Origin of the sequence: Spirosoma terrae (assembly GCF_010435915.1) — a bacterium.
GTDB classification, from domain to species: Bacteria; Bacteroidota; Bacteroidia; order Cytophagales; family Spirosomataceae; genus Spirosoma; species Spirosoma terrae.
On the sequence record NZ_JAAFZH010000001.1, the window covers coordinates 56,474 to 71,923 of the forward strand.

General features: G+C 47.9%; 12 protein-coding genes and 1 tRNA gene. 3 read left to right on the top strand and 10 right to left on the bottom strand.

The features are described 5' to 3' along the window. Positions 1-69 precede the first annotated feature (69 nt). The 8 genes from trpB to GK108_RS00265 all read right to left on the bottom strand — a co-directional run bounded on the left by trpB (position 70) and on the right by GK108_RS00265 (position 7,193). Complete coding sequence (gene trpB / locus GK108_RS00230; protein WP_163941025.1) at positions 70-1,269, bottom strand: tryptophan synthase subunit beta; 1,200 nt, start codon at positions 1,267-1,269, stop codon at positions 70-72. A 272-nt stretch (positions 1,270-1,541) separates the two neighbouring features. Further along, on the bottom strand, positions 1,542-2,186 hold the full coding sequence (locus GK108_RS00235; RefSeq protein ID WP_163941028.1) for a phosphoribosylanthranilate isomerase: 645 nt from the start codon (positions 2,184-2,186) through the stop codon (positions 1,542-1,544). Beyond that, positions 2,183-3,007 (bottom strand): indole-3-glycerol phosphate synthase TrpC, encoded by an 825-nt coding sequence (trpC, locus tag GK108_RS00240; protein WP_163941031.1) that lies wholly within the window; start codon positions 3,005-3,007, stop codon positions 2,183-2,185. Before trpC ends, GK108_RS00235 begins: the two co-directional genes overlap by 4 nt. Positions 3,008-3,111: 104 nt before the next feature. Continuing rightward, positions 3,112-4,098 (bottom strand): anthranilate phosphoribosyltransferase, encoded by a 987-nt coding sequence (gene trpD / locus GK108_RS00245; protein ID WP_163941034.1) that lies wholly within the window; start codon positions 4,096-4,098, stop codon positions 3,112-3,114. A gap of 20 nt (positions 4,099-4,118) precedes the next feature. After that, on the bottom strand, positions 4,119-4,802 hold the full coding sequence (locus GK108_RS00250) for a class I SAM-dependent methyltransferase (RefSeq protein WP_163941037.1): 684 nt from the start codon (positions 4,800-4,802) through the stop codon (positions 4,119-4,121). Then, positions 4,799-5,365: an anthranilate synthase component II gene (locus tag GK108_RS00255; RefSeq protein WP_163941040.1), complete on the bottom strand. Its 567-nt coding sequence runs from the start codon at positions 5,363-5,365 to the stop codon at positions 4,799-4,801. Before GK108_RS00255 ends, GK108_RS00250 begins: the two co-directional genes overlap by 4 nt. A gap of 71 nt (positions 5,366-5,436) precedes the next feature. Then, positions 5,437-6,891 (bottom strand): anthranilate synthase component I family protein, encoded by a 1,455-nt coding sequence (locus tag GK108_RS00260; protein ID WP_163941042.1) that lies wholly within the window; start codon positions 6,889-6,891, stop codon positions 5,437-5,439. 228 nt (positions 6,892-7,119) lie between these two features. Beyond that, positions 7,120-7,193: transfer RNA gene (locus GK108_RS00265), tRNA-Pro, on the bottom strand. Between the two features lie 364 nt (positions 7,194-7,557). On the opposite strand from GK108_RS00265, the gene GK108_RS00270 reads away from it, so the two are divergent. Continuing rightward, a complete protein-coding gene (locus GK108_RS00270) occupies positions 7,558-8,412 on the top strand; it encodes a M12 family metallopeptidase (protein ID WP_163941045.1) in 855 nt (284 codons plus the stop codon). Between the two features lie 91 nt (positions 8,413-8,503). Here GK108_RS00270 and GK108_RS00275 read toward each other — a convergent pair whose 3' ends face one another. Both GK108_RS00275 and GK108_RS00280 read right to left on the bottom strand, forming a co-directional pair. Continuing rightward, positions 8,504-8,953, bottom strand: coding sequence for a DUF2141 domain-containing protein (locus GK108_RS00275; RefSeq protein ID WP_163941048.1), 450 nt, complete (start codon positions 8,951-8,953; stop codon positions 8,504-8,506). A 179-nt stretch (positions 8,954-9,132) separates the two neighbouring features. Next, a complete protein-coding gene (locus GK108_RS00280) occupies positions 9,133-11,043 on the bottom strand; it encodes a RecQ family ATP-dependent DNA helicase (protein WP_163941051.1) in 1,911 nt (636 codons plus the stop codon). A gap of 409 nt (positions 11,044-11,452) precedes the next feature. Here GK108_RS00280 and GK108_RS00285 point away from each other — a divergent pair, with 409 nt between their 5' ends. Both GK108_RS00285 and GK108_RS00290 read left to right on the top strand, forming a co-directional pair. After that, a complete protein-coding gene (locus GK108_RS00285; protein ID WP_163941055.1) occupies positions 11,453-14,092 on the top strand; it encodes a T9SS type A sorting domain-containing protein in 2,640 nt (879 codons plus the stop codon). A 66-nt stretch (positions 14,093-14,158) separates the two neighbouring features. Further along, on the top strand, positions 14,159-15,448 hold the full coding sequence (locus tag GK108_RS00290) for a D-alanyl-D-alanine carboxypeptidase/D-alanyl-D-alanine-endopeptidase (RefSeq protein ID WP_163941058.1): 1,290 nt from the start codon (positions 14,159-14,161) through the stop codon (positions 15,446-15,448). Positions 15,449-15,450 lie beyond the last annotated feature (2 nt).

Consider the following 15,450-nt stretch of genomic DNA (forward strand, 5'->3'; position numbering starts at 1 on the left):
CGTTTACGTCCGTGTAGCTTGGTGCATGTAAAAGTGATCAACGCGGACGTAGACGTCCACGCTACGTCCTTACAGATGCTTTGAATAGGTACTTAAGTCTTTATCGCCCCTACCCGACAGACAGACAACGACAACATCGTCAGCTTTCAGATTCATTTTTGATAGAGCCGCCAGCGCATGGGCTGATTCAAGAGCTGGAATGATTCCTTCGAGCTTACTTAGTTCGAAACCAGCTGCCAGGGCTTCGTTGTCCGTAATGGCGTAAAAATCTCCGCGACCCGAATCGAAGAGATGCGCATGAAGTGGTCCGATGCCCGGATAATCCAATCCGGCAGAAATAGAGTATGGTTCAACTACCTGGCCATCTTCGGTTTGCATCAAAATGGTCCGGCTACCATGCAGTACCCCTGGCTTACCTAAAGCTGTTGTTGCGGCCGAATGTCCCGACGTAACGCCCTGGCCAGCGGCTTCTGCTGCTACCAAACGTACGGAAGGTTCGCTCAGGAAGTGAAAAAAGGCACCTGCCGCATTGCTGCCGCCCCCAACGCAGGCCACTACGTAGTCGGGGGTTTCGCGACCTGTTTTGGCTGCGAGTTGTTTTCTTATTTCCTGCGAAATCACAGACTGGAAACGGGCAACCATATCTGGATAGGGGTGCGGGCCAACTACCGAACCAATAATGTAGTGGGTGTCAACTGGATTGTTGATCCAGTGGCGCATGGCCTCGTTAGTTGCATCTTTCAGCGTCTGGCTTCCCGACGTAGCCGGAACAACAGTAGCACCCAGCATACGCATACGATCTACGTTCGGTTTCTGCCGCTCCATGTCGATGCTTCCCATGTAGACGATACATTCCAGGCCCATCAGCGCACAGACAGTGGCCGTGGCAACGCCGTGTTGACCAGCGCCCGTTTCGGCTACGATTCGTTTTTTGCCCAGTCGTTGCGCTACCAGAATCTGCCCAATGGTATTATTCACTTTATGCGCACCCGTATGGCACAAGTCCTCCCGCTTGAGGTAAATTGTTGCGCCAATTTTATCGGACAATCGTTTCGCTAAAAACAGAGGAGTTGGCCGGCCAACGTAGTCTTCAAGCAGTTGCCAGAACTCAGTTTGAAAGGAAGGGTCAGCTATGATACTGAGATAGTTCTGACGCAATTCCTCTACGTTAGGGTAGAGCATTTCAGGGATAAAAGCGCCACCGAAGTGGCCATAAAAGCCTTTATCGGAAACCTCAAACGAGGTTGTTGGTTCAAGAGTGGTTTGCATAAAATTAGTGCTTGATTAAGCGCAGGCCTGAAGCAGATTTATATAGGGCAATCTATGAAGTCAGACTTATTCTAGTAGCCTTATTGCCAGATATGCGTCTCGTTTTCTACAGCATTCAAGCAGAAGAATTCGTTAACTTCTAGCCAAAGGTGCCCATTCGGAGTTATTGATACGTCAATAAGCCCCACAACACTGGGTTTATTATAGGTTTGCCTTATTGCTTTGTTGTGTATTGGCTTTAACCAAAACTCATAAATCGTTAACGACAGCCATTACACCGTTTCTTCTTCTTCTACCGGCCGAACGCGATCGATCAGTTCTTTCACTTTTGCTACGTCTTTCACACCTGGCGATACTTCGACCTGACTATTTACGTCGACGCCGTAGAGTTTCATGCCTTTCAGTTGATCCAGCTGATCCAGGTTGTCGAGGCCAATGCCACCGCTGATTAGAAATGGTTTTTCGTTATCGTACCGCCGTAAAATGCTCCAGTCGAACGTAATGCCATTACCACCGGGTTGATCGCCTTTGGCGTCGAATAGAAAGAAATCGCAGTGGGCTTTGTAGTTGTTGAGCATCGAAAAGTTGAACGACTCATCAACCCGAAAGGCTTTGATAAGGCTTATACCTCTATTTCTCAGGCTACGGCAATAGTCAGGGGTTTCGTTGCCATGGAGCTGAACGTACTGGAAATCATACTTCTTTACGTTCCGGAGTATGTAGTCCGGGCTGGCATTGACAAAAACACCCACTTTGCGAATGGAACGGGGTAATGACTTCACTACGTCCTCATTCAAATCGTCTCCAACAAAACGGGGCGACTGATCGTAGAAAATGAATCCTACAAAATCAGGACCAAGGGCGGCAATCTCTTTCAGGTTCTCAGCGTCTCTCAGACCGCACACTTTTATTTTCATGATGTAAACGAGTTTTCAAAGGTGGGCATTCGTGAAGTAAAATCAGTAACGATGCTACGTAGTGCCGCAGCCGGATCAGCTGTTTTCATAAAGGCTTCGCCAATCAGAAAACCATCAAATCCAGCTCTGAACAGATTGAACATGGTTTCGGCATCATGTAGACCGCTTTCTGTAATCTTGCCAAACGTGTCAGGAATCCGATCAACCAGTCGGAGTGACGTATCGATGGACGTAGTAAACGTTTTCAGATTACGGTTATTAACGCCGACCAGATCAATGCTATGCATTAACGTCTGATCCAGCTCATCCTCATCGTGTACTTCGAGCAGCACCTGTAGCCCCAGGTTCTGGGCTTGTTCGCTCAACGCTTTTACTTCGGCTGGCGTTAGGCAGGAGGCAATGAGCAGAACGAGATCGGCACCCCAGGCTTTTGCCTCGAACAGTTGATACTCATCAATGACAAAATCCTTGCGTAGAATGGGCGTCGACGGGTTGGCAAGACGAGCAGCCTGAAGATCGGCAGGTGTGCCGCCAAAAAAAGGCTCATCCGTCAAAACCGATAGAACGGCAGCCCCGGCTGCTACGTATCCCTGCGTAGTCAGCGCTACGTCGGCCTGGTCGTTAATAATACCTTTGGAGGGCGATTTACGCTTAAACTCGGCAATAATGCCTGTTGAGTGTAATCCTTGGATGGCTTCTCGTGCCGACAACGGGTGACGTTTGAAGTCGGGCATTTGTTCCAGTACAGACACGGGGGAGGCCTCTTTGCGTTGAGCTACTTCGATTCGCTTTTGAGCAATAATTTCGTCTAAAATCGTCATTTCGTATGTAGAAACGGACATCCCCGTCCGTTTAGCCATCTGGCCAGCTGCTACTGTGACTTATATGGTTAGCCTCGCGGCTGAACGAATGGGGATATTCGTTCTTATTCGATTAATTTCTTAAAGCAGGCTAGTGCCCGTTTGCTTTCTAACGATTCTCTGGCCAGCGCTACCGCATCTTCCCGCGTTGTTGCTTTGCCGGCCGCTACTAATGCCATGGCTGAATTTGCCAGAACGGCCTGTTTCTGCGCAGCGGTTGCTTCATCATTCAGAACATTCATGAATATCTGCGCAGACTCATCCAATGTTTGCCCTCCTGCCAATGATTCAGGGGTTAATACGTTCATTCCCAGTTGTTCTGGCACCAAAACCTGTTCGGTTTGATTGCTGATCACTTTGAATCCACCGGTCAATGAAATTTCATCGTAGCCATCCAAGGCATGAATGATCATAAACTGTTTATCAGTTTGCTGATAAAGATACGCATATAATCGAGCCAATTCAAGGTTAAATACGCCAACGAGCTGTTTTTGAGGCTTTGAGGGGTTGATCATGGGGCCTAATACATTGAAAAATGTTTTGACTCCAAGGTCACGGCGGATGGGTGCTACGTTTTTCATTGCCGGGTGGAAGAGGGGAGCGTGCAGAAAGCAAATACCCGCTGTTTCCATTTTTCGCTGTAATTCGCCTATATCATTAGTGAATTGGTAGCCAAGTCGCTCCATGATGGTTGATGAACCTACCAGCGACGAAACCCCGTGATTACCGTGTTTCGCTACGCACTGACCGGCCCCGGCCACCACAAACGACGATAGGGTTGAGATGTTAAACGTATCTTTGCCATCGCCACCCGTGCCGCATAAATCCATAGGGTCGTAGCTGGTTAGATCAATGGGTAAGCAAAGTTCCAGCATGGCGTCCCGAAAGCCTTCGAGCTCTTCCAGGCGAATGCTCCGCATCATATAAACGGTTAAAAATGATGCGATTTGGGCTGCGTTATATTCCCCACGACCAATGCCAAGCAAGACCTGTCGGGCCTGTTCTTTGGTGAGGAATTTGTATTCAAATAAGTGATTTAAAATGGCTTTCATGGGATAAGTATGCAAAAACGCTACTGAGATTTATGCTTGATTCGTAACAGTTGATAAGCCCCTTTCTGGAAGTGATAATCAACGGGTACAATGTCGGCGTCGAGATTGTGTTGCTGACAAAGATCCAGAACTCTTGCCAGATAAGGCGAGGGCTGATTGTCCAGCGTCATCAGGGGAAAAATGCGAACTTCAGTGGCTATGCGAAGTAGTTCCTGTATTGATTCCAGATGAAAGCGCTCTGAAAGCTGCCCAGAATATAGAAAAAGCAGATGCGAACACAACGCCAGATCGAACGATTGGTCAGCAAACGGAAGAGCTGGCAACGAATGGTTTAAATAGCGACCTACGCTACGTCCCTTTTCGTAATCGGCCAAAAACAGGTTCATAGCCTCCATTCGTTCACTGCCTAGCTGATCCACATTTCGAAACGTTGTCCAGTTGTACTGATGTGCATTTGCGTTAAGCTGGTCAGTAATAACTTGATACGTATCGGTAATGCGCATTCTGATTTCATCGGCGGAGAAAGCATAAATAGGGTCAACCGATATAACTGAATAACCCTTCGCGGTCATTTGAGCGTTGAAACTGGCAGGGCCATCGCCAACGCCCAAAATCCGTTTTGACAGGTCTGTGTCTGTTAGCCCAAACATCAGCTGGTATTCGGTCAATGTTCGCCCCCATGGAACAATCTCAGCCAGTTTCATATCGACAACCAGTTCTGAATCATTTTCACACCGTTTTCTGTCAGAACAGATTCGGGGTGGAATTGCAGGCCTCTTACGTCGTAGCGTGTATGGGCCAATCCCATGACGCGCCCGTGTTCATCGACCGCCGTAGTATGTAGTTCGGCAGGCATCGAGTCGGGCATGACCGTCCATGAATGGTAGCGGCCAACCGTTAGTTCGTCGGGAATATCAGCGAAAAGGCGCTCGGAGCGATCAGTAACGGTTGCCCGATGTGCTACGCCATGCAAAACGTCGCCGAGGTTTTCCAGGCTGGCACCGTAGGCTTCGCCAATGCCCTGATGACCGAGGCATACACCTAAAATGCTTTTTGTTGAACCGTATTCGGTAATCAGCTCCTGCATGATGCCTGCTTCCGATGGGATACCAGGCCCCGGCGACAGCAGAATTTTATCGTATTGGCTTACCGCTTCAAGCGCAATTTTATTGTTTCGGATAACATCAGGCCGTAGCCCTAACTCTCGTAAAATATAGACGAGATTGTAGGTGAATGAGTCGTAATTATCTAAGACTAAAAGCTTCATAAAGTGAAGATTGACAAGTGTAACGTGAAGAGAAGACGATGCTACGTGTTGCAGGCTACCTTCTGTAGTGTTTAAATTGTTTTTGCCTGTTCGATAGCCATTCGGAGGGCGGCCAGTTTGTTATGCACTTCCTGCAGTTCGCTTTCTACGACCGATTTAGCAACAACACCCGCTCCGGCCTGGTAGTAAAGCGTGTTGTCTTTACTCATAAACGTGCGGATCATAATGCAATGGTTGAATTCGCCATCGAAACCCATATAACCAATGCTACCGGCATAGAAACTTCGGCTCAGATTTTCGTAGCGATCAATCAGTTGCATGGCCATATGCTTTGGCGCACCGGATAACGTACCGGCGGGGAAGGTTTCGGCCACAATCTGTAGCGGATCGGCGTCAGGCGTAAGATCACCCACTACTTTTGAGACCAAGTGAATGACGTGGGAGTAGTACTGAACTTCTTTGAAAGTTTCTACTTTCACTACGTCGCAGTTACGGCTTAAGTCATTACGGGCCAGATCGACGAGCATGACGTGTTCGGCCGATTCTTTCGGATCGTCGTATAATTTTTGGGCCAGTTCGGCGTCGTGAAGATCGTCGCCCGTGCGCCGGAAGGTTCCAGCAATAGGGTAAATGGTTGCCTGACGATTTTTGACAACAATTTGAGATTCAGGCGAAGAGCCGAACAGTCTGTAGTTACCGTAATCGAAATAAAATAAGTAAGGTGATGGATTGAGCGACCGCAAGGCGCGGTAAACATTAAATTCATCGCCAATGAACGGCGTGGAAAAACGACGGGACAAGACAATCTGAAAGACATCGCCCCGCTGGCAGTGATCTTTCCCTTTCTGAATAACCCCTCTGAACTCGTCGTCGGTAAAGTTGGATTGCTCAGGGCCAGCGGTACTGAACGAGTAGGTAGGATAATTACGCCCGGTAATCAGATCGCTGATGTAGTCGAGACGATTTTCAGTATCCTCGTTGGCTGACTCCGAATCGACGTTACTCAAATAGCTGTGTTCAAAGAGATAGAGTTCGTCTTTGAAATGATTGATAGCTAACACGTAACGATAAACGGTAAAGACCGCTGCCGGAATCTGATTCTCGGTAGGTACAGGTGCCTGAAGAGTTATGTCTTCAAAGCTTTGAACCGCCGGATAGCCAAAATAACCGAATAAGCCATTGGTAATGAAAGGAAAAGGGAGCTTTTCGTGCTGGAAACTGTCTTTAAATTGCTGGAGTGCATCAACCATTTCCCTATTTTCTGATAACTCCCGAGTCTGCTCCTCCCTCCCCGGCATCTGGACCGTCAGTCTCCCTTTATCGTAGGAGAACCGGGCAACGGGATCGAAGGCGATGTATGAAAAGCTATTGTCATTGCCATGATAGTCAGAGCTTTCCAAAAGGATGCTATTCAGAAAGCGATCCCGAATCCGTAAATAAATACTAACGGGGGTGATGATGTCGGCCAGCATCCGTTTATAACGGGTTGTGACGCGGTACGTGGTTTGAGCTGTGAGGGTTGGCATAATCGGAGTTAATTGTAAGACAAAAAAGAAGGCTCACCGGGATGACGGTGAGCCTTTATAAAATTTGCTGGTGAACAACAATAGCGGCAACCCTCATCCCCAATGAGAAGAGTGCCACCACCAAATCATGTTATTTACCGAACGATTCATTGTTTCTATATATGTATGTCAGGGGTAGACGGTCTTAGCCGTTACATTCTGAACACTTTATCAAAGTCAAATTCCGTGTCGGGGTGGCGGGATTCGAACCCACGACCTCTACGTCCCGAACGTAGCGCGCTACCAGGCTGCGCTACACCCCGAAGGCTGGACGCAAAGATAAAACGATTGTTTTGATATGGACAAGTGGGATAAGGCTTTTTCTCATAAAAAGTAAGACGTATAACCTACTACGTATAGTTTGGTGACGACTAAAAAGGGGCGAGAAGTCTATAAAATCAAATTTGACTATGCTATTGCTTTACGGAGCGTACTATGTAATCATGCGCATCATAGATGTAAAATGACACATATTATAAAATAAGTATATGTTTTTTTTAATGGGTAAATAATAGTTGCCATTTAAAAAATTTAAATATGAGAATTCTAACAATTGAGAGGGTGGATCTATTATTACGATGCGTTTTGGGGGATTTTTAAGTTCCCACTTTTTACTCAAATAGACTTATGGAAAAGCTAATCTTTACATTTGCGGTGGGCATTTGTGCCCTCAGCCTGGTATCCTGTTCGTCTGAGCAGCTAGATAAAGAGGGTCAATCGGTTGCCCCTTCAGCAAAGGCCAGCCGTGCTGAAGAAGCGTTCCCCAATCAGCGTGGGGAAGTGAAAACGGCTTATTTTTTCGGGCAGAAGATTCAGTACCAACAGATCGGTGGCGAGGCTGTTTTCGATAGCGATATGCTTTTATTGCCGCAGGATCTGGAAGAAGGTAGTGGTATCAAAACACAGGGAACGGGGCGGTCAAAGGCTAGTTCGCGCTGGCCGAACAAAACCGTTTACTACGTTATAGACCCTTCTCTGCCAAATCCATCGCGTGTTATGGACGCTATTACGCATTGGGAAGCCAACACCAACATTCAGTTTGTACCGCGAACAACGCAACGGGGCTATGTTCTTTTTCGGACAGGAAGTGGTTGCTCGGCCAATGTGGGCTATTCTGGGGGCCTGCAGTATGTAAATTTGGCTAGTGGCTGCTCCACCGGCAATACCATACACGAGATAGGCCATACGCTGGGTTTGTGGCATGAGCATACTCGGGCAGATCGGGATACCTACGTTACTGTAAACATGGGCAATGTACTGTCGGGTTACGAGAGCAATTTTTATACGTATACGCAGCAGAACATGGATGGCTTTGATTATCAGGGCGGCTTAGACTTTAACTCGGTTATGCTCTATGGCTCGTATGATTTCTCGGCCAATGGGTTGCCAACCATTACCAGAAAAGATGGTTCGACCTTTACCGGGCAACGGAACGGACTCTCGGGAACAGACATCAGTATCATCAATTCAATGTACCCCTAACAAATCAGCAAACACTAATTCACTACCAAAACGCAACAGGTAAACGAACAGGTCGGGAGCAGAAATGCTTATCCGACCTGTTCGTTTAAGACTACATCTCCATCATACGAATCGAAATTGTTTTCGACTCGTTGAGCTCAAATGAAGATTGATCGAAATTAGGTGGCCCCATTAACATCGTTACGTTCGAAAAGCCAAACGGTTCGTCTGGCATTTGTCCGGAAAAGTCCATCTTCTGGTTGTTATTGAGGTCCTGAAAAACCCGTACGGCATAACGGCCAGGTGCAAGTCCATCGAAGGTTACGCTGATTTCTCCGCTGGCTGGCACATCAATAGATTGGCTCTTTATTGATTCGTCTTTAAAACTAGATTCGTTGTTCGCTAAGCCAATGTATAGTTTGCCGGATCGCTTCATTATCTGCCCTATAACTACGGTCAGCTTATGCGTTGCCGAGTCGGCCGGGGTAGGTTTATTGGCCGCCTGAACCAGGGATGTGTGCATAAGAATTAGTAGAACGGTAAGTGTTGCCAGTGTTTTCATCGTGTTTAGCTTTTATTAATTGCGGTTGTTGAACACGACAAACCTACCAGGTCTAGGACACTATATCCAGGTCAATGGGACGTATTGATTCGTTATGGGATAAACAGCACGTTTAGGGTTAAACGGGAAGAAATGGGGAGGTTTGGTAAGCCTGAACGTTATTTGTTTCAGGAACTAGCTTATTGATTTAAAGTAAGGTTACCGTTTTTGGTGTACCGAATTTCTTCTTCGGCCAGCATCTGTTTGATCGTTTGCGCCAACGTATCGGAATCAGTTTGCGAAAAATAATGAGCCAGTTGTTTAGGCGACACGCCGGGGCCATTGGCGAGCGCAACGTATTCGCGCACCTGATCCCGCATGGCCGATGAGACGGTGTCGTGCTTCTTTCTGTTTTTGATGCAGTTATCACAGATGCCGCAGGCTTCGCCTGGCTTTTCTCCGAAATAGGACTGGAGCAAACGGGTTCGGCATTGAGTCGGATGTTCAGTATAAATAATAGCAGCCTGAACTTTCCGAAGCGCCAGTTCTTTTCGCCTTGTCAGTTCCTGAACATTAATAGGAAGTGTTGGCGCATCGAGCCGGGGGGTCAGATAAGTCAGCTGAGGTTTGTCTTTCTGTTTCTCGTAGACAACAACGTTACGTTGATGCAATTGCTCCAGCAAGCTGACAATTTCAGTCTGATTGACTAAAAAAGCGCGGGCCAGCGCTGATTCTGAAATAGTTACAAAATCAGTAAAAGCTTCACCACCATACATCCGCAGAACTAACTTCAGAAACGGATCGAACCGGGGATTCATGACCTGAAATTCATACAGCTGACGATTATCAAGCACCATTAACAGGCGGGATGGGTGAAAATAGTTCTCGCTTAATTCGATCAGGCCTTCCAGCTGTAATTGTTTCAGGGCGTAATGCGTTTCCTGCGGAGGCAAATTAAACGTACTGGTGAACGTAGCCAAATCAAAGTCGTAGCTGTTATACAATCCTCCACCAACCGGTACGGCCGTATAGTTCGCCACTGCCTGATATACACGACGTAGCATTTCGACTGGCTGATAAAGTTGCTCGGTACGGAACCGTAAATTTTCCAGATCGCTATTGGTGTAGAGCATAACCGCATACGCTTTTTGCCCGTCGCGGCCACCCCGGCCTGCTTCCTGATAATACGCTTCGAGCGAGTCGGGTACGTCGAGGTGTACCACCACTCGCACATCGGGTTTGTCGATGCCCATTCCAAAGGCATTCGTCGCTACCATAACACGGACGCGGTCCTGAATCCAGTCATCCTGCTTTTGGGTACGTTGTTGAGTTGTTAAACCAGCATGGTAGAAATCGGCTGAAATGCCCTGCCGGGAAAGCCACTGTGCTACGTATTGCGTTTGCTTGCGACTACGAACGTATACGATACCGCAACCCGGCACGTTCTGCAGAACACGTAGCAGCCGCGCTTCCTTATTTTCTTCCAGAACGGCAGAATAGGAGAGGTTTGGCCGGGCAAATGTTTGCCGAAAAACCTGGGGGTTACGTAATACCAGCTTCTCCTGAATGTCGGTCTGAACTTCGGGAGTCGCTGAGGCAGTCAGCGCAATAATGGGTGTATCGGGAATAAGCTCCCTGAATTCAGCAATTTGCAGGTAAGGAGGTCGAAAGTCATATCCCCAGGCCGAAATACAGTGGGCTTCGTCGACGGCCAGCAAGCAAACCGTCATCTGTTTAGCCCGTTCAATCAGGATTTCGGTACGTAGTCGTTCGGGCGATACGTAGAGGAATTTAGTATTACCATAAATGCAGTTATCGAGGGTAGAATCGATCTCCCGGTAATGCATTCCGGAATAAATGGCGGCTGCCGGAATTCCCCGTTTCCGGAGTTGCTCCACCTGATCTTTCATCAGTGCTATCAGCGGAGTAACCACAATACAAACCCCTTTCATGGCCAGCGCTGGAACCTGAAAACAAAGGGATTTGCCACCACCGGTTGGCATCAGAACAAGTGTATCCTGCCGATCCAGTACAGCATTGACAACATCTTCCTGCATAGGCCGGAAGCTGTTGTAACCCCAGAATTGCTGTAAAATTTGTCGGATAGTCACGTAATCGGGTAGTTGACGATATAAGCCAGAATCGCCAAACAGCCGCAAATTTACGGCCTTAATTCGGTTTCATTGGCGATGAAGCGAGTTGTTGGTACAGAATAAGTAAAACACTGGATACCGAAGTGAGGCTTTGTTTCTTGCGCTTCTCTGGGTACTTTGGCTAAAAAGGCCGACTAAATTGAACCGGGGCTACAATGAAATCCTACTAAAAGCCGTATAAATAAATGATAATCTGCCCGTCATAGAGGAACAGGTGTCGATCAGGAGTCCGTTTAAGGAGCTGGGTTTATCGCAGAGATTCTAGAAAAGCTTGCCGGTAAATGACATTGGTGCCTTTAAAAAGAGCAGACACTCTAGTGCTATAATAAACGAAAACGAACGTATCGATTTATAATTCTACTTTTATATGCATATATGGCAAGTATCAGCGCGGGGTTTCGTTGCTGGTTTAGTGCTGATTAGTACGGCTGTTACCGCACAAAAAACACCTTCATCGGCCTATGAACAGTTTGTTCGGAAAGTCAGAGCCGATTTGCCAGTCCCTAAAACGATCTGTTACAGCAATGATCGTAATGCCTTTACAAATATAGCCCCTCCTCAAGCCTTTTTACAGGCCCGTCGGAATCCTAATTTGCGGACAGCGGCTACGGCCACCTTTACCGTTACGTATACTAACTTTACGCCTGAGGCCCAGGCCGCTTTTCAGTACGCGGTTGATATATGGGCCAATCTTATAAGCTCTCCGGTTCCTATCAATATCCTGGCTTCCTGGACCACTCAGGATCGTGGGGTTTTGGGTTCTGCGGGGCCTGCCGAAATCCGTTTTGGTTCCGATGGAGCGCAGAAAGGACACGGTATTTACCCGATTGCACTCGCCGAAAAAATAGCCCGTCGCGAATTGAACGTACCGGGTCAGCCAGATATACGGGCTGATTTTAACCGAAATAATAATTGGTATTACGGACTCGACGGTAAAACGCCAGCCGGACAGTATGACCTGGTATCGGTTGTGTTGCACGAAATTGCCCATGGCCTCGGCTTTATTGGGTACTTCAATACCAGCGGAACGGTAGGGCAATACGCTGCTGGTCTACCATCGGTCTACGACCATTTTGTTGAAAATGGCCAGAACCAGAACCTGGTAAGCTCAACGAGTCTGTTTGCCGATGGCTCGTCGGAACTTTATCAGCAGTTAACCCGCAACAATCTGTTTCTGAATGGGCCGATTCTGCAGCAGAAAACAGCCCAGAAAATAAAGTTGTATGCACCAGCAACGTTTGACAGAGGCTCAAGTGTTTATCACGTTGACGAAGGCACTTATCCACCTGGCAACCCTAACTCGCTCATGTCTCCTCAGTTTGGATCGGCTGAAGCTATCCATTCTCCCGGCCCCTTGGTGATGAACTTTTTTGCCGATATGGAGTGGAAAACTACCTCTGTATTATACGATGCACTGGCGAGTAGCGAAGAAACAAAAGATGTCGTTTTTAACGCCCGTGTCATCAGCGATACAACACTCGTGCCCGGCTCGGTGAAGTTGCTTTATCGTAAAACGGCGCCAACGGCAACAGATAATCGATTTACGGAAATACCGTTACCGCTGGTAGCCAGAAGCACAACTGCTTACAGTTATACTATGGCTGCTGCTACGGCTCAGGGCGATCTTTGGTATTACATACAGGCACAGGATGCGTCGGGCCGAACGTTTACCAACCCCGGAAAATCGATGGCTGGCGCTCAACTACTGCATCGGGTTCAGTTTGGCCCTGACAGAACGCCCCCGACCATTGTGTTTAGTCCTGACAACAGTTTCATTTTTGCCGTAACGGATAGTATTCCCGTGTATGCCCGGATTTCGGACGATCGAAGCATTGCCGGAGTTCGCTCGAATATCGATACGGCCTACGTTGACTACCAGATTAATGGAGTTGCTCAGCCTGGTTTACCGCTTCGGCTTACACGGCGTGGCCCGGATGGCGCAACCTACGATAGCCTCTATCATAACCGAATTGTTTTCCCGGCGAACGTATTGAAAGCTGGCGATAAAATCAGCTATCGGATTGTTGCGCGCGATTCGTCGAATGCGAAAAATCAGGCTGTCAGCCCGGCAACGGGTTTTTATGACTTGACGGTTGTGGCTCCCAAAGCGCCAATTGAGCGGTACACCAACACATTCGCGGATGCTACGTCGGCCAATGATTTTGTGGGCTATCGGTTCTCAATAGGAACACCAACGGGTTTTAGCAGCCCGGCCATTCAGTCAGAACACCCCTATCAGAACGGAAACAACTTCAAGTATGAAAGTAATGCCCAATACGTACTGCTGTCGCCTATTACAATCAAGGCGAATCCTGACAGTGCTAAAATTCGCTTCGATGAAGTTGTTCTGGTAGAGCCGGGTGATGTGCAGAGTAAGTATGGCGACAATAATTTCTTTGACTACGTAGTGGTAGAAGGTTCGAAAGATAATGGCCGAACCTGGCAACCTTTTGCCGACGGGTATGATTCGAATAGCTACCCCGATTGGCTGGTGGCCTACAATACTAATCTCGTGGCAGGTACTGCGGCTGGCGAAAAAAACTCAACTACGGTAGGATTGCCTAACTTAGCCAAACGGCGTGAGCTGTCGCTGGTCAGTAACGGTAATTTTAAGCCCGACGATAACGTATTAGTGCGGTTCCGATTATTCTCGGATCAGTTGGCGCATGGCTGGGGTTGGTCTATCGATAATCTACAAATTCAGGTTCCCCCACCACCGCCAGTACTCGGCAACGAGCCCATTGCTGCTGGAACACTTTCGGTATATCCAAACCCAGCCACCAGTGGTTTGGTACGTGTTGAAGCAGACCTGGTCAAGTCAGTCGCTGAAGCAGAACTGGCCATCAGCGGCCCTACCGGACAACGGCTTCGATACGTAACGTTGAAAGTGGGCGGAAGAAAGGTAAATGAGCAGCTTGATTTAAGTCAGCTGCCAACAGGCTTGTATTTTCTACAGCTAAAAGCGGGCGAAACTACGCTCACGCAAAAGATCGTAATTGCCCGATAGTTTGTAGGTTTACGGTGTTCGGTAAATAGAACGTAGTATCAATCGTTTATCGAACACCATAAACCGATGCCTATTTTATCGCGATTAGCTCTACTATCACTAGTTATTGCCTGCCAGATCAGTTGCTCGCCATCCCGGCGACTTAGCCGCGATCTGCGCACAAATCCACTGTATACGGATCATTTTATGGGTGTAGCCCTTTATGATCCGATGCAGCAACGAAGCTTGATTCAGCATAACGCCGATAAGCCATTTACCCCCGCATCGAATACCAAATTAGTTAGCTTCTATGCGGGCTTGCTGTCACTACGTGATTCGCTGCCAGCGTTTCGGTATACGATTCGGCGCGACGTAGCGAATGGCGATTCGTTAATTGTCTGGGGCGTCGGAAATCCGTTGTTACTACATCCCGACTTGCCAGACACAACACTGTTAACCTTTCTGCGGAATCGTCCTGAAAGAATCTTTTTTTCGGCGACTAACTATGACGGACCCCGATTTGGTCCCGGCTGGGCGTGGGACGATTACAATGACGACTATATGCCGGAACTAGCCGCATTGCCAATTTTTGGGAACGTGATTAGGTACAGAAACGAGCAGGTTAGCCCGCGCCGATTTATCGATAGTATCCGGGTTATAACCAGTTCTTCATCGCCCAAAGGGCTGCGTCGGTCAGAGTTTACTAATCAGCTCGTACGTACTGTCACTGATCGCCCCTTACGGCAGGATGTTCCCTTTCGCTGGTCGCCTGAATTGGCCGCTCAACTGTTAGCCGATACACTTCGGCGGCCTATTAATGTAGTGTCTATGACTATGCCACCAGATGCCCGGTTAGTACGTAGTACGCCAACCGATTCCTTATACAAGCGAATGCTTCAGGTGAGCGACAATCAATTTGCCGAGCAGGTTCTGTTTATGGCATCGGCCGAACGAAGCACTGGTAAGCTTGATCCTGTGTCCGAATTAAAGCGTATCACTGATAGCCTGCATTTTTCAGCCGGTTCGGCCAGGTGGGTTGACGGTTCTGGACTATCTCGCTACAATCTGTTTACACCCAACGTACTGGTTAATTTATTGACGAAAATTGCGAGCAGAGTCTCACAACAACGATTGTTTGCCTTATTACCGGCCGCTGGCCAGTCTGGAACGCTACGTACACTGTCGACAACCAATAATCCTTATATCTTCGCTAAATCAGGTTCAATGACTGGGGTGTATAATCTAAGTGGTTATATACAGACCAAACGCGGTAAGGTGCTCTATTTTAGCGTGATGAATAACAACTTCACCCAGTCTGTAAGCGAGATGCGTAAGCGCACGGCTGATTTTCTGAAACTAGTTCACGAACGTTTTTAGAA